Source organism: Polynucleobacter sp. MG-Unter2-18 (assembly GCF_018687675.1).
In the GTDB taxonomy this organism is placed as follows: Bacteria; Pseudomonadota; Gammaproteobacteria; order Burkholderiales; family Burkholderiaceae; genus Polynucleobacter.
Genome location: NZ_CP061302.1, coordinates 1,224,489 through 1,244,188 on the forward strand (window position 1 = coordinate 1,224,489; position 19,700 = coordinate 1,244,188).

Sequence of the window (19,700 nt, forward strand, 5' to 3'; positions counted from 1 at the left end):
CTTGCTTAAACTGTAGGTCTTAACATTGATTAACCCTCCTTACTTTTAGATAGCCATATGAATCACCCCATCCCTAAGCCAGACCAATATCAAGACATGCGAGAAGCTTTGCGCGACCTCTGTGGCAGCTTTGACTCTGCTTACTGGCAAAAGGTAGATCACGAGCGCGACTATCCTGAGGCGTTTGTGGATGCGATGGCCAAAGCAGGCTGGTTGGCAGCATTAATTCCCGAGGAATACGGCGGCTCTGGCCTGGGTTTAGCGGAGGCCTCAGTCATCATGGAAGAGATTAATTTTTCCGGCGGCAATGCTGGCTCGTGTCATGGTCAGATGTACAACATGGGAACCTTGCTTCGCCATGGCTCCGACTTACAGAAGAAACTCTATCTCCCCAAAATCGCTACCGGTGAATTACGCCTGCAAAGTATGGCGGTAACTGAACCGACCACGGGTACCGACACTACCAAACTCAAAACTACTGCCGTCAAAAAAGGTGATAAGTACATTGTGAATGGTCAGAAAGTTTGGATCTCTCGCATTCAACATTCTGATTTGATGATCCTGCTAGCTCGTACCACCCCCCTGGCAGAGGTGAAGAAAAAATCAGAGGGTATGTCGATCTTTATCGTCAACCTCAAAGACGCTATTGGCAATGGCATGGCAATTCAGCCGATTGCCAATATGGTCAATCATGAAACTAATGAAGTCTTCTTTGATAACTTAGAGATCCCAGCTGAGAACCTCATTGGCGAGGAAGGCAAAGGTTTTAAGTACATCTTAGATGGCCTCAATGCCGAGCGCGTCCTCATTGCAGCCGAGTGTATTGGTGATGCCTATTGGTTTGTAGATAAAGCACGTCGTTATGCTAATGACCGCGTGGTATTTGATCGCCCCATTGGCAAGAATCAAGGTATTCAGTTCCCGATTGCCGACGCTTTCATTGAGACCGAGGCTGCTAATCTAATGCGCTTTAAAGCATGCGAACTTTTCGACAACAATCAAGCTTGTGGCGCAGAGTCCAATATGGCCAAGTACTTGGCTGCAAAAGCCTCGTGGGAAGCGGCCAACGTTTGCCTACAAACGCATGGTGGTTTTGGTTTTGCTAATGAATATGATGTTGAACGTAAATTCCGCGAAACCCGCCTCTATCAAGTTGCACCCATCTCTACGAACTTGATCTACTCTTACGTTGCAGAGCATATTTTGGGTCTGCCACGCTCCTTCTGATGTTGTAGATCTTTTAATTGACTCAGTTTTCTAGATAAGTAATGACATGAGTATTCGTCCTTTGGATGGCATCACCGTAGTTTCCTTGGAGCATGCTATTGCTGCTCCTTTTTGCACGCGTCAATTGGCAGACTTAGGTGCGCGCGTTATCAAGGTGGAGAGACCCGGTGCCGGGGACTTTGCCCGCGCCTATGATGAGCGCGTCAATGGCATGTCTTCTCACTTCACTTGGGTCAATCGCTCAAAAGAAAGCTTGACCTTAGATCTCAAACAAGAATCTGCGCTAGTAGTATTAAAAATGCTTCTCAAAACAGCCGATGTTCTAGTACAAAATTTGGCTCCTGGTGCGGCAGCACGCATGGGGTTGACTGCAGAGCTCTTACAAAAAGATAATCCGGGTTTGATTTTGTGCGATATCTCAGGCTATGGAAATAATGGCCCTTATCGCGATAAAAAAGCTTATGACCTATTGATTCAAAGTGAAGCTGGGTTCTTATCCGTTACCGGCACCCCAGAAACTCCTAGTAAAGCAGGCAACTCCATTGCTGATATTGCTGCAGGCATGTATGCGTACACCAATGTACTCGCAGCACTATTGCAACGAGGCAAGACTGGCAAGGGATCTACGATCGATGTTTCAATGCTCGAGTCTTTGGGTGAATGGATGAGTTATCCACTCTATTACGCCTATGAGGGTACAACACCCCCTCCTCGCAATGGTGCATCCCATGCCACGATCTATCCCTATGGTCCTTTTAAGGCGGGCGATGGTGGCACCATCATGCTGGGCTTACAAAACGATCGTGAGTGGGTTTTATTCTGCGAAGTGGTGCTTGAGAATCAGGCACTCGCCAAAGATGAACGCTTTGATAAAAACTTCAAACGCAATGAAAAGCGTGATGAATTACTTTCCATCATTGATGCATGCTTTACCAAACTCACTACCGAGCAAGTCATAGCAAAGCTAGATCAAGCCCAAATCGCTAATGCCCGACTCAATGATATGCAGGGTTTATGGAATCACGATCAACTCAAAGCTCGCGAACGCTGGGTACAAGTCGGATCACCCGTAGGCCCTATTCCAGCGATGTTACCGCCTGGAAGCAATAGCAGCTTTGATTACCGTATGGATGACATTCCTGCCGTAGGTCAACATACCGCAGCAATCCTATCTGAGCTTGGCATTGCCGCAAGTGAAATTGAAGTAATGCGCCAGCAAGGAGCGATTTAAAGTAGGGGTGAAGTTAAGTGTGCCGCGTTCTCTAGCAGAACACGCCAACGCGGTCGCTTAGCCCAGATTACTGGATCAACTAAATCAGATTGCGCCAAGTAGGACTCAATCAAAGTCTCGAGTTTGGCGCAAAACGCATCGTTATAGACAATTAAGCTGATTTCAAAATTAAGACGCAAGCTGCGTTGATCGAAATTCACTGATCCAAAAATAGCTACTTGCTTATCTATTAGCAGGCTCTTAGTGTGCAACAAGCCACCATGAAATTCAGCAATATTGACACCAGCACCCATCAGGTCAGCATAAAAGCTATGGCTACTCCAAGCGACTAGTGCCGAATCGTTCAATTTAGGCACAATTAAGGTGACCTTCACACCACGGCCAGCCGCTGCCATCAGCGCCTGAATCAATCCATCATCCGGACCAAAGTAAGGCGTGGTAATGATGAGCTCTTTGCGGGCATCCATAATGGCGGAGAGCAGCACCTGATACAAGATGTCATCGCGATATACCGGTCCAGAAGAAAACTCTTGGGCAAGTACTTGTCCCTCGACCGGACTTAGAGTTGGTGCTGCTTTAGTGAAATGCGTAATCTTAGGGTTATCAACACTCCAGTCAAAAGAGAATGTCAGCTCAAACTGAGATGCAACCGGGCCTTCTATTCTGACCATGGCATCTACCCACTCACCCACACCAGAGTCTTGCTTAAAGCTGCGTGGATCGACCATGTTCATACTGCCAGTCCAAACGACGGTGTTATCGATCACAAATATTTTGCGATGCAATCTGAGATCCGCACGCCGAAATTGGAAGCGCCCAATTTGTATTGGTAATGCCTCAGTCACTTGAATGCCGGTGCTTCTAAAACGATTAGGCCAACTGGATTTAAACCAGTCCTTACTTCCTAAAGAATCCAATAACACTTTACAAGTCACGCCACGTTTAGCCGCTGCAATTAAGGCCTCACCAACGCGATCAGCATCGCCACCCAATGCCCATATATAGAACTCTAAATGCAGTGATTTTTTTGCCTGATTAATTTCGTCAATAAAATGCTGCAAGATTTCTAGTGAGCTGGTAAATAACTCTATCTTGTTGCCAGCAATCACCGGAGATCCATTTTTGGATTCGGCTAATAAGCTCAGGGCCCTGCCCTCGATTGGTAACTGCAACTTATCAGCTTGATAGTGATTGCGCATCTCTGCTGTGATGGCCGCATATTCCTTATCCATCCGAATAATTTTTCTTGTGAGCTTACGACCTACAGGGCGCTCACCAATCAGGATGTAGAGGCTGATACCTAAGAGCGGAAACAAGACCACAATCAAAAACCATGCAATCGCAACACCGACTGGTCTTCTCACAGAAATTAATCTAAATCCAAACAGAATCACAATGATTGCATGAACTATGGGAACCCAAATTAAAGAGAATCCAAAAATAGATCCCAAAAGAAAATTTAATATGCTCATATGATTTCCAGTTCAGCAGTAATACCTAGGTGATCGGAGAGCTTCAACCATTCATGCAACACTACTGCCGAATAAATCTTTAACCCTCGTACATAAATTCGGTCCATGGGAAGCATCGGCTTCACACTGGGAAAGGTTTTTGCAGGGGCGCCCGTAAGGACCTCAAAAACCTCTTGAAAACCAGCAGCACGCATTGGGGCGCTCACGCGATTACGCCAATCGTTAAAGTCGCCCGCCACAATGGTTGGGCCACCCTCTGCAAGAGTATCAATGTAACGAATAATTTCATCTAATTGACGCTCTCGCCCTCTTTCAAATAAAGCCAAATGCACACAAAAACAATGGATCGGCGTTGCAATACCTTCTAGCCGAGTAATGCTATGCAGCAAGCCTCGCCTCTCGAATCGATAGGCCGAAATGTCGTAGTTTTCACCTTTGTGCAATGGTCTCTTTGAAAGAATGGCGTTGCCATGATGGCCATCTGGATACTCAACATTCTTACCGTAATGCCAATCATGCCAAAAGTCTTCAGATAAAAAATGGGTGAGCTCTGTTAGTGGCCATTGGCCAAATCTCCTAATCCGCCCACGATGCTCTTGCTGAAGCTCTTGTAGAAATAGCAAATCTGGATGATGGCTACGCATTTTTTGACGCAACTCATAAATAGTCGATTTTCTGTGCAAGGGAGATAGCCCCTTGTGGACATTCATAGTCATGACGCTGAATCGACCGAATTGCACTGGCGTCATCAAAACTGTCCTGCAGCACGTTGTCGTCGTACCCGCGCTAAATAGATTTCACCCTCAACTAATTCTTGGCATTGCATGCACTTATTACAAATAGAGGCTTGCTCGCGTAAGTCATCAATCGAGTCAATTGAATGAGTATCGAGATATTCGCGAAGATCAACGTCAAGAACCTCGTTACAGAGGCAAATCACTTCAGCCATGAGTTTGGAAAAGAGGAATTGTTTGCATTTATGCCATTTTGCCATCCCCTTGCTAGAATCTAGCCCATGTTGATGACCTTTCAGGATGCTTTCAGACTACTCTTGCATTTAGATGCTGGGGTGATTGGCATTGTGCTGATCTCACTTCAGGTCAGCTTAAGCGCTTTAATCCTCGGTACGATTCTGGGGCTACCCATTGGCGCCCTATTGGCCACAGAGGAATTTAAGGGTAAACAAACAATTACGCTGGTCCTAAACACCCTCATGGGCGTTCCAACCGTGATTATTGGCGTCATTGTGTACCTGCTACTCTCTAGAACAGGGCCATTAGGAGTATGGGGATGGCTATTCACACCCAAGGGCATGATCCTGGCTCAAACACTGCTCACAACCCCCCTCATTGCCGCCCTGAGCCGCCAAATCCTAGAAGATTCTTGGAGAATTCATCGGGATTCATTTATGGCACTTCGCTTACCTAGGCTTTCCGCCCTGAAATGGCTTGTTTGGGATTGCCGATTTTCTCTCACAATTGCAGTTTTAGCGGGGCTGGCTAGAGCCATATCTGAGGTTGGCGCTGTCATGATTGTGGGCGGCAATATTGATAAATCCACTCGCACCATGACAACAGCAATTGCACTTGAAACCAGCAAAGGTGATCTCCCATTGGCGCTTGCCTTGGGTATTGTTTTGTTGGGTATTGTTTTGCTGGCAAACCTCTTTACATTTGTAGTTCGCCAAATTGCGGAGCGACGCTATGGTTAATCATTCGGAACAATTCCAGCAATTTATTGAGTTCGAGGGCGTCATCGTCAAACGTGATGAGCGCATCATCTTGGACATTCCTCATGCAGTTATTCCTACCGATCGAATTTGCGCTTGCATTGGCCCCAATGGCGCTGGCAAAACGACTTTCCTAAAATTAATTGACGGCCTAATCAAACCAGACTCAGGCACTGTTACCCACTCAAGTGGCCCCATCAAATCATCCTTAGTATTGCATTACACGCCGATGATCAAAGCCTCAGCTAGAACTAACATATCGATGGTGAAAGACTCAGACTCTTCAATTCATTCTTTAGCTATTGATACGGTAATGGAGCAGATCGGATTAAGTCATCTTGCTAATAGTCCCGCTCATAAACTCTCGGCAGGTGAAAGACAAAAACTGTGTTTGGGTCGAGCTATTTTGCAAAAACCGAACTTGATATTACTAGATGAACCTACTGCCAATTTAGATCCAAACACTACTGAACAAGTTGAAGAAATCATTCGCCAATTTAAGTCTCAAGGCTCTGACGTGATCTTCACATCTCACCAACTTGCACAAGTACAACGAATCGCGGAGTACATCATTTTCATTGATCAGGGCCAGATAAAAGAAAAGGGACCCGTAGGTCCCTTCATTGCCGATCCCCAGACACAAGCAGCTAAACGCTACTTACATCAAGAATTGCTCGTCGACTAATTACTTTGCTGCTGGTGCTGGCGCTGCTGCTGTTGGTGCTGCAGCACCCGGTGCAACAAATGGAGGCGGAGCTACACAAGCTGCAGGCGCCGGAGTACCAGGAACACGGTATTGATCAGCTACCTTATTTATTGCTTGGCATAACTGAAAAGCGCCGACCCGACCAGCATAAGCTGTTTTAGCCTTCGCTAGATCATCAGCCGCTTTGGCTTCTGGAGTGAGCGGCGGCAGAGTAGCAAACGCTGAAGCTGTTGCAAATGTACAGATCATAAAAGCAATGAGTTTTTTCATGGCCATGTCCTTATTTATTAACTTTGTCATACCAGAGCTCATGGTGCTCTTTAGCCCAGGTTGCATCAACGTAGCCGGTCATCATGCCATCTGATGAGCCTTGCATACCGATAGATCCGATATACATGTGGCCCATGGCCATTGCAGTCATGAGGATAGATGCTGAACTATGAATGATGTTAGCCAACTGCATGGTTCCACGGATGTATTGAACTTCCATGAAAGGGACAATCATGTCTAGTACAAAACCAGATCCTGAGATGACCAAGCCTAAGAAAGTCATACCAAACCAGAACCAAATTTTTTCTCCAAAGTTGAAGAAGCCGGCAGGAGGATGCTTACCACCAAACATTCCGCCAAACGACTTTATCCAAGTAAGATCGCCTTGCCCAGGGATATTTCTCGTAGCAAATAACAAGAAGAAAATTACTACGCTCAGTGTAAATAATGGGCCAGAGTAATTGTGAATATTTTTGCAGATATTGAGGAATGTGCCATAAGCAACGCCGCCCATTAAAGGCATTGCAAAATACTTACCCCACAAAATCAAGCTACCAGTAACAGCAAGTCCAATAAAACTGGCTGCCATTACCCAATGAGTAAAACGCTCAAAGCCATTAAACCGCTTAATCTTTTGACCGGAAAGCGGAGCATGCAGCTTGATTGGGCCTTTAATAATAAAGAGAGCAGAGATACCAAAGAAAGCAATGGCTAGCAGCCAAGCACCGTAAACAGTGATTACACCATTACGGATAACGCGCCATTGCTCACCGGCACGTTGAATTAATACGCTTGCCTCTTTATCAGGGATGCTGACAAAGTTGTAAGGGTCGCTGTTAGCAGAATTCCAAAGAAATTTCTCGCCGACCTGAGGAGAATTCGCAGGCTGTGATTGAGCCTGGGTACCATCAGAGATAGCACCGAGGTTCTTAGGGAAGTCAATTCCACTTGGAGATGGTAGAGGCGGCATTGGAGCACGCTCTGCCATAGCTACACCGCTAAGCAAACTTAGCGATACGCCAAGGGCTAGTACCCAGGAGCGACTAACACTAGAGAATGATCGATTCATACAAATATCCTTAAACGTTTTCGTTTTATTTATTGTTGTTTAACTGATCACTTAAAGCGTGAGTACTCAGTCTGATTCTGATTGCGCTTATCTACCGACTCTGTCCAACTTTTTTCATCCTTTGGCGTCCAACCCTTAGTCATGAAGCCGTTATCAGCTCCCATGTAAGGCGCAACGTCTGGACGCTTTGCAGCTTTAGCCGCAATCTCAGGAGGCTCGGAGCAAGCAGCCAACATGGTGCCTGCAACGAGACATAAACCAATTGTCTTCAGATTAAATCTCATGATTTGGCTCCTGGGATTTTGGCAGCAGGCGTTGGTTTTGGCGCTGGAGAATCCATTGGGCCGTAAGCAGTAGACCAACCAAAAATTTCTTTACTTGGATACTTACCATTTGCTTCGCGTACAGATACACGCTTGGCGTAAATAGAAGAGATCACTTCGCTATCACCACCAATTAATGCCTTGGTTGAGCACATCTCTGCGCACAAAGGTAATTTACCTTCTGCCAAACGATTACGACCGTACTTCTCAAATTCAGCAACGCTTCCATTAGCTTCAGGACCGCCGCTGCAGAAGGTGCACTTGTCCATCTTGCTACGGACACCAAAGGCGCCTGAACTCAAGAACTGTGGTGCACCGAATGGGCAGGCAAAGGAGCAGTAACCACAACCGATACAGATGTCTTTGTCATGCAAAACAACACCTTCATCGGTACGGTAGAAACAGTCGACTGGGCAAACAGCCATACAAGGTGCGTCAGAGCAGTGCATACATGCTACTGAGATTGACTTTTCTTTACCGATAATGCCGTCGTTTACCGTTACTACGCGACGGCGATTAACACCCCAAGGTACTTCGTTATCGTTCTTACAAGCGGTGACACAACCATTGCACTCAATACAACGCTCTGTATCACAAATAAATTTCATTCTTGCCATTGTGTTCTCCTGACTTTATTTTTTAACTTAGGCAAATTTTTCGATTTGGCACATGGTGGTTTTGGTCTCTTGCATCATTGTCACCTGGTCATACCCGTAAGTAGTTGCAGTGTTAACCGATTCACCGAGAATGATTGGCGCAGCACCTTCTGGATAGTATTTGCGCAAGTCATTACCCTGCCACCAACCAGAGAAGTGGAACGGTACAAAAGCAGTTCCTTGATCTACGCGCTCAGTAACCATCGCACGAACTTTGATCTTGGCGCCTGTTGGTGATTTAACCCAGACATAGTCCCAGTTCTTAATACCGCGAGATTGTGCAGCTTTTGGATTAATCTCAACAAAGTTCTCTTGCTGCAACTCTGCCAACCATGGATTAGAGCGAGTCTCCTCACCACCACCCTCATACTCAACCAAACGACCTGAGGTCAGGATGATTGGGAATTTCTCGTACAACTTATCGCTCAAGTTTTTATCTTGCAGCGTTTTGTACAGAGTTGGCAAGCGCCAGAAATTCTTCTTATCCGCAGATGTTGGATATTTACGCATCATTGGCTCGTTAGTGCTATACAAAGCCTCGCGGTGGACTGGAATCGGATCAGGGAAGTTCCAAACTACAGCACGCGCTTTAGCGTTACCAAATGGATGGCAACCGTTTTTCATGACAACGCGCTGAATACCACCTGATAAGTCTGTCTTCCAGTTCTTACCTTCAGCAGCTTTTTGCTCATCTTCAGTTAACTGATTCCACCAACCGAGTTTCTTCACCAACACATGGTCAAACTCTGGATAACCCGTCTTGATGGCAGAGCCCTTAGAGTAAGAACCATCTTCAGCCAACAAAGTTTTGCCATCCTTCTCAACGCCAAAGTTCGCGCGGAAGTTACCACCACCCTCCATCACAGACTTACTTGTGTCATAGAGATTTGGTGAGCCTGGGTGCTTGATCGCTGCAGTACCATAGCAGGGCCAAGGCAAGCAATAGTAATCACCAGTTGTGTCATAGCCTGAGACTGGATCTACACCACCTCTGGACTTCAGCGTCTTAGGATCAAAGGATCCCGCCATTCTCATGTGCGCTTTAATACGCTCAGGGGTTTGACCGGTATAACCAATCGTCCAAACAGAGCGATTAATTTCTCTGAGGATGTCTTCAATCAGCGGCTCTTTCCATTGCTTACCAGCAAACTTGGAGCTTTGCATCTTGAAATTCTTGGAAAGCTCTTGACCAAAACCAAGACGATCAGCAAAGGCCTGCATGATGACGTGGTCAGGTACAGATTCGAACAATGGATCGATAACTTTCTCGCGCCACTGAACTGAACGGTTCGATGCAGTTGCTGATCCACAAGTTTCAAATTGGGTTGTAGCTGGCAAGAGGTATACATTACGGTTCTTGTTAACTGAGTTACCTTCTGCAGGAGGCATTGCCGCCATTGCAGCTACTGCTGTTGGGTATGGATCAACTACAACGAGCAGATCTAATTTGTCCATCGCGCGCTTCATATCTAAGCCGCGAGTTTGAGAGTTTGCTGCATGACCCCAGAAGAACAAACCTTTAACGGCTGTTTGCTGGTCAATCATGTCATTCTTCTCTAGCACAGCATCAACCCAACGAGAAACGGTAGTACCTGATTTCTCCATCATGTCTGGTGCGTAGCGACCTTTAATCCACTCGTAGTCAACATCCCAAACAGTGGCGAAATGTTTCCATGAACCCGCTGCCAGACCATAGTAGCCAGGTAAAGAATCTGGGTTAGGACCTACGTCTGTAGCGCCTTGAACGTTACAGTGACCACGGAAAATATTTGTTCCGCCACCAGACTTACCAACGTTACCTAATGCCAACTGCAAAATACAGGAGGCACGCACCATGGCATTACCGATGGTGTGCTGAGTTTGACCCATACACCAAACAACTGTACTTGGACGATTCTTTGCTAATGTCTCAGCCACTTTATAAACTTCGGCCTCAGGAACACCACAAGCTTCTTCAACGTTCTTAGGAGACCACTTTTCCATCACTTCTTTGCGGATCTCATCCATGCCGTATACACGGTCGTTGATATATTTCTTATCTTCCCAGCCATTGTTGAAGATGTGATACAGAACGCCGAACAAGAACGGAATATCTGTACCTGAACGAATGCGAACATATTGATCGGACTTGGCAGCTGTTCTTGTGTAGCGTGGATCAACTACAACAACCTTACAGCCGTTTTCCTTTGCATTGAGCAAGCTCAACATCGATACTGGATGAGCCTCTGCTGCATTGGAGCCAATGTACATGGCAGCCTTGGAGTTCATCATGTCGTTGTAGCTATTGGTCATTGCACCATAGCCCCAGGTGTTTGCAACACCGGCAACTGTGGTTGAGTGACAAATACGTGCTTGGTGGTCTGTATTGTTCGTTCCAAAGAAGGAAACCCACTTACGCAACAAATAGGCTTGCTCATTGCTGTGCTTGGAAGAGCCGATAAAGAAAAGTGAATCAGGACTGTATTTTGTGCGGAGATCTTTCATCTGCGCAGTGATTTCAGTTAAAGCCTGATCCCAAGAAATCTTTTGGTATTTGCCATCAACGAGCTTCATTGGGTAACGGAGACGGAATTCACCGTGACCATGCTCACGTAGTGAGGCACCCTTGGCGCAGTAAGCACCCATATTGATTGGGGAATCAAAATTGGAATCTTGGCGAACCCAAACGCCGTTCTCAACAGTAGCGTCAGTTGAGCAACCTACTGAGCAGTGGGAACAAACTGTTCTCTTCACTTCAATCTTGCCCTTGCCATCTAACATCGCTCTATTTGGCTCAGCAACCGCTTTTTGAACAAAGCTGAGTTGGCTAGCTGCAATACCTGCACCTACACCAACGCCAGAGCGTTTCAAAAAGGTTCGACGATCCATGGTTGGCACCGCAGACTGAAGTCCGCGAGAAAGGCTACCAATGAGGCGAGACGCAGGCGTAGCGCGGCTGCTTTGTGATGTAGTGGATTTGCGAGTCAGACTCATATCTTGTCCCTGAGTAATATTTTTAATTAACTATTTAGAATTGACTAAATCAACAAATGGTTTAAAGCATGGTGGTTTCGTAATACTTACGAATGTGCGCTGTAAGTTGATAGCCATCATCTTTACCCTGCACTGTGCTGCCAATTTCTTGAATCACTGCTTTGCCAATCGGCGTTTGTGAGGCTATGGCTACGGCACCAACAGTGGCACCCGCCCCGATGAAGAACTTCCTACGGGAAGGCTTGTTTTCTTCGTTTGCTACGGATGTAGATTTGGCGCTCATCTGATGCTCCTATTTAGTTCTTATTTGATATTCGTCAAGTGTAATTGGTAATTGCATTTTTGACATATTAGCGACATAAAATTTATAAAAAAGAGGGGTAAACACTAACCCCACTTTTTGATGCAATGCAACATTAAATCATGTCAAAACCTTGGCCCTCAATAGCGAGGAACTCTCTGGCCAGGGAGGCTACAGAGTGATACAGACGCATCTCGGGAACGTTATCGATTGCATCGAATAAATCGTCATGCCATGGTCGAATATGGTCATTAAAAAAGACCCTTTGATTTGTAAGGTTGGAGATCTCTACGTCATCACCTGCAATTAGATAGCGCATCACTTCGCAGAGTGCAGAGATATGATCCTCAGTCTCAGAGATCTCCTCGGCAGATTCCAAGCCAAAAGCATGTAAAGCGCGGCGGATTTCTACCAACGGCCTCTCGTTTAAATAACCGGCCATATAAAAAGAACCATTCAGAATAATGATGGGCCGTCCAACGCTGATGAAATTCTGATCAAACTCATCCTGCCAGGCTTTCGCGGGGTTAGCTTTAGCCACTTCAACCAAATTCTGCCAAACCCTGGCTAAAGGGGCGTCTTCAGACTGAGCCTCCTGCCCCTCTGGAATGGAAGACACGATTTGATCCAACAACTCTTGATCGGGCGCCTCATGAAAGAGTCTTGCAATCAAGCCGTACAAATCCGCTCTAGCCAAATCTTCCGGCAAGCCCACATCACCCACTTCGGTTACGGAGCTTTCTTTTATCTGTTCACTCATGTTTCTTTTTTCACCATATCGACAACACGACAATCACTACACATTTTGAGTCTTTCTAAAGCCTCTCCAGCAAAGGCACTGTGAGCGCCCAGCTTCATCAGCATCAAATCAACCATTTTTGCTGTACCAAATACTTTTCCACAGCCGATGCAATGAAAAGGCTTGGTCTCGTTGAGTTCTACCTTTTGCTTGCGCTGTTCCACCGTCTGCAAACGAGGGGTCAAAGCCAAAGCCTGCTCAGGGCAAGTTTGAACACAAATGCCGCATTGGACGCACTGCTTTTCAATAAAGGAAAGTTTGGGCTCGTCTAAGTTATCAAGCAAAGCGCCTTCAGGACAGCTACCTACACAGGACATGCATAGCGTGCAAGCATCCTGGTTAATTTTTAAACCACCCAAGAAAGACGACTTGGGCAAAACTGCTCCCTCTATTGGTAACGGTACTTTTGCTTGCTTTTGCAAATGCTCCAAGACCGTTTCAATTGTTTCTCGCTTTTGATTGTATAAACCAAAGCTAGCGGGAGAACAGATAGCCGATAAAGCGCCACGCTGGCGAAGCTTGCTCATTACCTGCGAAGCTGGCTGAAGATCGGAGGTGGATTCCAGCTGTATTTGCGACAATCTGGCATCAAATCCGTAAGCAGCCAAAATGGCGTTACCCAACTCAATTTGAGTTTCTAGGGCAGCGCGATAGCTCGGGTCTTCATCGCCCGTTAGCAACAACACTACTTCACCAAAACCATAGCTGAGCGCACCGAGCCATAAATCCAAACCAGTAGAAGCTATATGCTCAATCCCGTAGGGCAACACATAGGATGGCAAGCTTTCAAATTGTTTTGGTCTGAGATGCGCAGCTCGTCCGAGAGAATCTAAGACCTGAGTTCCCGCCTTGAGTGTATGGAGTAACAGAGTTGGAGCAGAAGATTTCTTAGCTTTAGCACTCTCGACAGTAAATACCGTAGCCAGCGTTTTAATTTCTTTACCCTGATGCGGCACACTGGGATAGTTGTAGCGCATTGCACCGGATGGACAAACTGTCGAGCAAGCACCGCAACCCATACAAAGATTCGGATTGACATCAACTGTACCTTGTCCGTTCTTGAACAAAGAAGAAATAGCGCCGGTGGAGCAGACATCGATACAGGCATTGCACCCTACTTTGCCGTTGCGACCATGGGCGCAAACTTTCTCGTTATAAACAAAGTATTTAGGCTTCTCAAACTCACCAATTAATCCGAGCAATTGATTTGCCACCAGAGATTGCTCAAATGGATCCTGGCCTGGGGCAAAGTAGCCTTGCGGAGTTTGACTCATACGCAGCTGAGGGTTAGCGCGCAGATCCATAATTAAGTCAAATTCAGAGCTACGCTGACGCTCAACGCGATCAAAATTAATTGCCCCAATACCAGCACAGGCTGTGATGCAATCACGGTGAGACTTACATTTGTTTAGGTCAATTTGGAAAGAGTCATCAATCGCACCTTCTGGGCAGACTTCAACACAAGCGCCACAGCGAGTACACATCTCTGGATCAATGGGGTTTTGTAAATTCCAGTCGACCGTAAAGTGACCAAGATAACCATCTAACTTAGTCACCTCACCCGTATAGGTCGGGAAATTTCTGGCGATCGGCAATGCTCCTGGCTCGGTACATAGCACTGAGACATCAAGAGAGTCGCTCAATTTTTCAGCCCAAGGTAAAGCTTGATCTCCGGGCCCAACAATGAGTAAACGCCCCTGACTTTCGTAATTCACTACTGGTACGGGCTCGGCTTGTGGCATATCCGCCAAGGCAAGTAAAGCCGCAATCTTGGGTCCAGAATGTTTAGCCTCTTGAGTCCATCCAGCAACCTCACGAATATTGACAAACCGCAAAGGCGCTATCAATGGCTTCTCGGATTGTTCTGCCAGCTCGTTAAATAACGCGCCCTCTTGAGTACAAGCGATCACGAGTGAGTCATTGCCATTCATTGCCTGAATAGCGATGCCCACTTCTTGCCTGCACAAAGAGGTATGAATCGGTACGCCCAGTGCCTTTGCATCTAGAGGCATGGTTCCGTTGCAATTACAGACTAATTTTTGACTCATGGATTTCTTCTTAACTGGTTTTTTTATCCACGGATAAGGGGGCTTGATTTCCCACTTCCTGAATAGATGTTGGTGTGGATGTTAAATCAGTCCGGTCGGGAGCGGGCAAAGTTGGATCTTTAGATTCCGGATTATCGATACTGACAACGCTAGCAGTCTCAGGCTCACCATCATCATCCTTACGGAAAATGTTCAGCATGTCGGACTGAACCATACGCTTGAGCATCTCCAAAGGAATCGGGTCTGGCTTTGAATAATCATCGATATAAATATCCAAACCGTCCATGATGTTGAAGTGCGGGTCTGAAAACATCTTCTTCATTGCCGCTTGCTGAACTACCGGATCAACTCCAGGCTGCATAAAGGCTGAGAAATCTGGTGCAAAGCGATCCATCTTCTCAACATCATCTAAGGAAACAGGTGGCAGAGCATCTTCGATCTCGGTTGATTGCTGTTTAGCCTCAGAGCTGACAGCTAATTTTTGCTCAGCGAGCTCGCCTGATTTTTTCTCAGGCTCAATATCCTCACCTAACTTACGACGCGACCATCGACTTAAAAAACCATCAGCCATCAATCCTCCGCTGGGCGGTTTGCACCCTTGAATGATTCAGGACGATGACGTTTTTTTGGTTCAGGACGGTAGTGTTCATTGACATACTCTTGCAACCAAGAAGCATGCTCTGTAGACAACAGTACGCTATCAACCGACTCGCCACCATCTAATAGACGCCCTGCTTCGTTGTAGCTTACGCTGATCCGATGAGGAATGGCAAACGTAGGCTCTGATTTAGCCAAGTCAATAGACTTTGCGTCTATGTATCTCTCAACATCCTCCTCTAGACGCCACATCACAAACCAAGCGGGAAGGGTTGCTGATAAGTTGAGGTAATAGCCTTCAGCCTCATCTGGGAAAAGATTCAAGTCGAATCCAGTAAACAACCACGACTCACTCTGCTCATCGCGCCCGATGAACTGTCCAGAGATCTTATTACCTGCTATCGATGTGCTGTTAAATTGCCCAAAATCTGGCAATACCTCGTGCGGCGCCCACCGATAGGTAATCCACGGGTTATCAATAAACTGCTTACGCATGATCACAGCAAAACGCATAAGGCCTTAGGTGTTCTGAACCACAATGTTTGGAAATTTATTACTCATATCTTTAGATAGTGCTGCTACTTTGATGGCAACTCGTCTTGCAATCGTTTTATAAATTTCACTAATAGCGCCATCGGGATCTGCCACTACGGTTGGACGACCCGCATCTGCCTGCTCGCGTATTGATAAGTTCAGAGGCAATGAACCCAAAAAGTCTGCGCCATATTCTTGGCACATCTTTTGGCCACCGCCAGTACCGAACACATGCTCTTCATGACCGCAACTTGGACAAATATACGTACTCATATTTTCGATGATGCCCACAATGGGTACGCCAACCTTGTCAAACATCTTTAGACCTTTACGCGCATCTAGCAAAGCAATGTCTTGAGGCGTAGTCACAATTACCGCACCTGTAACAGGCACCTTTTGAGCAAGTGTTAATTGAATATCGCCGGTACCAGGGGGCATATCCACAATTAAATAGTCGAGATCACGCCAACGGGTTTGACGCAGCAGTTGTTCTAAGGCCGAGGTCACCATGGGGCCACGCCAAACCATAGGAGCATCGTTATCAATCAAAAAACCAATCGAACTGGCTTGGAGGCCGTGTCCTACCATGGGCTCCATGGTGTTCTCTTCAATGGATTCTGGTCTGCCGGTAATACCCAACATCATTGGCTGGCTCGGTCCGTAGATATCTGCATCCAACATACCGACTTGCGCACCTTCAGCGGCTAGAGCTAAAGCAAGATTAACGGCGGTAGTTGACTTGCCAACCCCACCCTTACCGCTAGCTACAGCAATAATATTTTTTACATTAGGCAATAGTTTGACGCCCCGCTGAACAGAATGCGCAACGATTTGACTACTTACATTCACGCTGACATTCTTAACATCAGGTAATTCACGGAGAACGGCAATCACCGATTTGCGAATAGCATCAAATTGACTTTTTGCTGGATAGCCTAAAACAATATCCAAACTAATATCACCGCCATCAACGCGTAAATTTTTAACGCTCTTAGATGTTACAAAATCAATTTGGGTATTTGGGTCAATCAGACCCTTTAGTGCTGCTTGCACAGTCTCTACAGTAAGCGACAAAACTTTCTCCTATTTAGAAGGGCGGGCTTTTTAAAAGCCGGCTCTACCTCTTTTATTAAGCCTGATGATGAAAAATCAAATAGTGCGTAGGTTAACCGCACATGCAAAAAATTGCTAAAGCCGAAATTAAGGGCTAATGTGAAACTGGAAATCCAGCCTCCGTTATCAGCCCAGAGGTTAACTCCGGAGAAAGACTGGTTTCTAGCGTGACCAGTTGCGTCGCCAAGTCCACCTGGACCTGCGCTTGGGGATCTTGGGCCTGTACAGCCCGAGTGACTGCGTTGATGCAACCACCACAAGTCATCCCTGAAACCTTAAGCGTAAACATAGCTTCTCCTTCAAAACGGTCAAAATACAGTTGCTAATGGCTTTTTTTCGCCTTGCAGTAGATTATCTTCTACATGAGCCCTACAGAATCGTCTAATTCAGAGTTTTATACCCTCGACATTGGTGGCATGACCTGTGCCTCCTGCGTCGGTCGGGTAGAAAAGGCTCTAGGCAAGATTCCAGGGCTAGAGGCGGCTAGCGTCAATTTAGCTACCGAGCAAGCAAGAATTCGCACTCAACGGGGTTCGTCCAGCTTGGCGGAGATCATTGCGCTAGTTCAAAAGACAGGCTACGAAGCTAAAGAAAGCTCTGCTAGAGGCAATCGAGATCAGAAAATTGGCAAGTCTTTTTGGGCTGCCGACGGCTTAGGTCGAGTGATTCTGAGTTTTGCGCTATCTGCCCCCCTCTTCTTACCAATGCTGTTCATGCCTTTTGGAATTCATTGGTCCTTATCAGGATGGTGGCAACTTGCCTTAGCCACACCAGTCCAGTTCATTTTAGGATGGCGCTTCTATGTAGCGGGCTATAAATCAGTCATGGCTGGTGCGGGCAATATGGACCTGCTCGTTGCCTTAGGGACGAGCGCTGCTTATGGACTCAGTCTCTATATATTGCTCACTTCAAGCCACGCACATGAACTTTACTTCGAAGGATCAGCAGTCATCATCTGCATGGTTTTATTAGGTAAATGGCTAGAGGCACGCGCCAAGCAACAAACCAGTGAAGCGATTCGCGCCCTGCAACAGCTCTGGCCAGAGCATGCCAAAGTTTTAAACACCAATGTTGATCTGCAGGGCAATAAGGCGATCGGCGCCGACCACTATCGCGACTTACCTTTAGAACAAGTGCTGCCTGGCGATAAAGTTTTCATTCTTCCCGGTGAACGTATTCCGGTAGATGGTGTCATTATTTTTGGTGCAAGCCACGTTGATGAATCCCTGCTCACCGGCGAAAGCGAGCCTGTTAAGAAATCAATCGAGTCAACAGTGATTGGTGGCGCCTTAAATGGTGAAGGCGTGCTAATAGTGATGGCTAAAGCTGTTGGTGTTGAAAGCGTACTCTCACAAATTATTAACTTAGTAGAGGAAGCGCAAACACAAAAAGCGCCGATTCAAAAATTGGTTGATCAGGTGAGCGCGATATTTGTACCGACCGTCATTGTGCTTGCGCTCTTGACGGGCCTAGGCAACTGGCTTTACTTAGACTCCATCTCCATTGCCATCTTACGCGCCGTATCGGTCTTGGTGATCGCCTGTCCTTGCGCGCTTGGCTTAGCTACTCCGGCTGCAATCATGGCAGGTACGGGTATAGCCGCACGCTTTGGCATTTTGATTAAAGACCCACAAGTATTAGAGCTGGCTCATAAGCTCAATATCGTTGCCTTTGATAAAACTGGCACATTAACAATGGGTAAGCCGCGCATGCTCGCCCTACTACCTTTTGATTCATCACTTAGCGATACTGATCAGATCCTCGCCACTGCTGCAGGCTTGCAGTTGGGAAGTGAACATCCTTTAGCTAAAGCACTGCTAGTCTCTTCCAAGGAAAAAGGGATCGCTCCGATTGCCACCGCATTTAGCAAGGGCTTGCCTGGTATTGGAATTGAAGGTATTCCAAGTAGCGGTCCTTTTGCAGGAAAAACACTGCGTTTGCAGAGCGTGGCCTCCCTCAAGGGCAGCAGTCAGCATGATCTCGTTTTACAAAAAGCACAGGCTTGTTTTGAACAAGGTCAAACTGTTTCTGTATTGATGGATTCTGCTAGCAAAGATGGGGAAGCGCCAACTCCAATAGCCGTGATTGCCTTTGGGGATGAACTGAAACCCAATGCAAAATTAGCAGTTGATGCATTGCATGCGTTGCATATTCGGACGGTGATGTTATCTGGTGATAATTTATCTGCTGCTACTCGTGTAGGAAAAATGATTGGTATTGATGAAGTCTTTGCACAAATTATGCCGAGCGATAAAGCGCAAAACATCCATCGATTACAAAACCCACCCTTGCTTCAAAAGCAATATGTCGCGATGATCGGTGATGGCGTCAATGATGCGCCGGCATTGGCGATGGCAGATGTGGGTATGGCGATGTCTACTGGGACTGATGTGGCGATGCAAGCCGCTGGAATCACCTTAATGCGCGGCGACCCTACTTTGGTGGCTGATGCAATTGATATCTCTAAAAGAACCTGGAACAAAATTGCTCAAAATTTATTTTGGGCATTTGCATTTAATACCGTTGGCATACCGATGGCAGCACTAGGTTATTTATCGCCCATGCTAGCTGGCAGTGCAATGGCGCTCTCCAGTTTTTGCGTATTGAGTAATGCCCTCCTCTTAAAGCGCTGGCGCCCAAAAAATCGATAGA

20 protein-coding genes are annotated in these 19,700 nt (G+C 46.5%); 5 read left to right on the top strand and 15 right to left on the bottom strand.

The window, feature by feature from the left end; translation table 11 throughout:
- Nucleotides 1-57: 57 nt before the first annotated feature.
- Both C2759_RS06475 and C2759_RS06480 read left to right on the top strand, forming a co-directional pair.
- Nucleotides 58-1,227 (top strand): acyl-CoA dehydrogenase family protein, encoded by a 1,170-nt coding sequence (locus tag C2759_RS06475; protein WP_215353992.1) that lies wholly within the window; start codon nt 58-60, stop codon nt 1,225-1,227.
- 46 nt (nt 1,228-1,273) lie between these two features.
- Nucleotides 1,274-2,458 (top strand): CaiB/BaiF CoA-transferase family protein, encoded by a 1,185-nt coding sequence (locus C2759_RS06480; RefSeq protein WP_215353994.1) that lies wholly within the window; start codon nt 1,274-1,276, stop codon nt 2,456-2,458.
- Here C2759_RS06480 and cls read toward each other — a convergent pair.
- From cls to C2759_RS06495, 3 genes are read right to left on the bottom strand one after another with little or no spacing between them, the layout of a single operon-like run.
- A complete protein-coding gene (gene cls, locus C2759_RS06485) occupies nt 2,455-3,930 on the bottom strand; it encodes a cardiolipin synthase (RefSeq protein ID WP_215353996.1) in 1,476 nt (491 codons plus the stop codon). The two genes, C2759_RS06480 and cls, sit on opposite strands and share 4 nt — an antisense overlap.
- The gene (locus C2759_RS06490; RefSeq protein ID WP_215353997.1) at nt 3,927-4,679 is read right to left on the bottom strand and encodes an endonuclease/exonuclease/phosphatase family protein; all 753 of its coding nucleotides are present in this window, start codon (nt 4,677-4,679) and stop codon (nt 3,927-3,929) included. Before C2759_RS06490 ends, cls begins: the two co-directional genes overlap by 4 nt.
- Nucleotides 4,679-4,924, bottom strand: coding sequence for a hypothetical protein (locus C2759_RS06495; protein ID WP_215353999.1), 246 nt, complete (start codon nt 4,922-4,924; stop codon nt 4,679-4,681). Before C2759_RS06495 ends, C2759_RS06490 begins: the two co-directional genes overlap by 1 nt.
- Before the next feature lie 21 nt (nt 4,925-4,945).
- Between C2759_RS06495 and C2759_RS06500 the strand changes: the two genes are divergently transcribed.
- Both C2759_RS06500 and C2759_RS06505 read left to right on the top strand, forming a co-directional pair.
- Entirely contained in the window at nt 4,946-5,641 is a 696-nt protein-coding gene (locus tag C2759_RS06500; RefSeq protein WP_215354001.1) for an ABC transporter permease, read from the top strand.
- The gene (locus tag C2759_RS06505; RefSeq protein ID WP_215354003.1) at nt 5,634-6,344 is read left to right on the top strand and encodes an ATP-binding cassette domain-containing protein; all 711 of its coding nucleotides are present in this window, start codon (nt 5,634-5,636) and stop codon (nt 6,342-6,344) included. Before C2759_RS06500 ends, C2759_RS06505 begins: the two co-directional genes overlap by 8 nt.
- Here C2759_RS06505 and C2759_RS06510 read toward each other — a convergent pair whose 3' ends face one another.
- The 12 genes from C2759_RS06510 to C2759_RS06565 all read right to left on the bottom strand — a co-directional run bounded on the left by C2759_RS06510 (nt 6,345) and on the right by C2759_RS06565 (nt 17,337).
- Nucleotides 6,345-6,635: a hypothetical protein gene (locus tag C2759_RS06510; RefSeq protein WP_205621263.1), complete on the bottom strand. Its 291-nt coding sequence runs from the start codon at nt 6,633-6,635 to the stop codon at nt 6,345-6,347.
- Between the two features lie 10 nt (nt 6,636-6,645).
- Nucleotides 6,646-7,704: a formate dehydrogenase subunit gamma gene (locus C2759_RS06515; RefSeq protein WP_215354005.1), complete on the bottom strand. Its 1,059-nt coding sequence runs from the start codon at nt 7,702-7,704 to the stop codon at nt 6,646-6,648.
- A 47-nt stretch (nt 7,705-7,751) separates the two neighbouring features.
- Nucleotides 7,752-7,988 (bottom strand): hypothetical protein, encoded by a 237-nt coding sequence (locus C2759_RS06520; RefSeq protein WP_215354007.1) that lies wholly within the window; start codon nt 7,986-7,988, stop codon nt 7,752-7,754.
- Complete coding sequence (gene fdh3B / locus C2759_RS06525; protein ID WP_215354008.1) at nt 7,985-8,644, bottom strand: formate dehydrogenase FDH3 subunit beta; 660 nt, start codon at nt 8,642-8,644, stop codon at nt 7,985-7,987. Before fdh3B ends, C2759_RS06520 begins: the two co-directional genes overlap by 4 nt.
- Nucleotides 8,645-8,671: 27 nt before the next feature.
- Nucleotides 8,672-11,656, bottom strand: coding sequence for a formate dehydrogenase subunit alpha (locus C2759_RS06530; RefSeq protein WP_215354010.1), 2,985 nt, complete (start codon nt 11,654-11,656; stop codon nt 8,672-8,674).
- Between the two features lie 61 nt (nt 11,657-11,717).
- A complete protein-coding gene (locus C2759_RS06535) occupies nt 11,718-11,939 on the bottom strand; it encodes a formate dehydrogenase (RefSeq protein ID WP_215354012.1) in 222 nt (73 codons plus the stop codon).
- A gap of 133 nt (nt 11,940-12,072) precedes the next feature.
- Nucleotides 12,073-12,717: a molecular chaperone gene (locus C2759_RS06540; protein ID WP_215354014.1), complete on the bottom strand. Its 645-nt coding sequence runs from the start codon at nt 12,715-12,717 to the stop codon at nt 12,073-12,075.
- Entirely contained in the window at nt 12,714-14,804 is a 2,091-nt protein-coding gene (locus C2759_RS06545) for a 4Fe-4S dicluster domain-containing protein (RefSeq protein ID WP_215354016.1), read from the bottom strand. The genes C2759_RS06540 and C2759_RS06545 overlap by 4 nt, the downstream gene beginning before the upstream one ends.
- A gap of 10 nt (nt 14,805-14,814) precedes the next feature.
- Entirely contained in the window at nt 14,815-15,375 is a 561-nt protein-coding gene (locus C2759_RS06550; RefSeq protein ID WP_215354018.1) for a DUF3306 domain-containing protein, read from the bottom strand.
- Nucleotides 15,375-15,896, bottom strand: coding sequence for a DUF3305 domain-containing protein (locus C2759_RS06555; protein ID WP_251366930.1), 522 nt, complete (start codon nt 15,894-15,896; stop codon nt 15,375-15,377). The genes C2759_RS06550 and C2759_RS06555 overlap by 1 nt, the downstream gene beginning before the upstream one ends.
- Nucleotides 15,897-15,920: 24 nt before the next feature.
- Complete coding sequence (apbC, locus tag C2759_RS06560; protein WP_215354021.1) at nt 15,921-17,009, bottom strand: iron-sulfur cluster carrier protein ApbC; 1,089 nt, start codon at nt 17,007-17,009, stop codon at nt 15,921-15,923.
- A 133-nt stretch (nt 17,010-17,142) separates the two neighbouring features.
- Nucleotides 17,143-17,337, bottom strand: coding sequence for a heavy-metal-associated domain-containing protein (locus C2759_RS06565; protein WP_215354023.1), 195 nt, complete (start codon nt 17,335-17,337; stop codon nt 17,143-17,145).
- Nucleotides 17,338-17,410: 73 nt separating this feature from the next.
- Between C2759_RS06565 and C2759_RS06570 the strand changes: the two genes are divergently transcribed.
- Nucleotides 17,411-19,699 (top strand): cation-translocating P-type ATPase, encoded by a 2,289-nt coding sequence (locus C2759_RS06570; RefSeq protein WP_215354025.1) that lies wholly within the window; start codon nt 17,411-17,413, stop codon nt 19,697-19,699.
- Nucleotide 19,700: the final 1 nt, after the last annotated feature.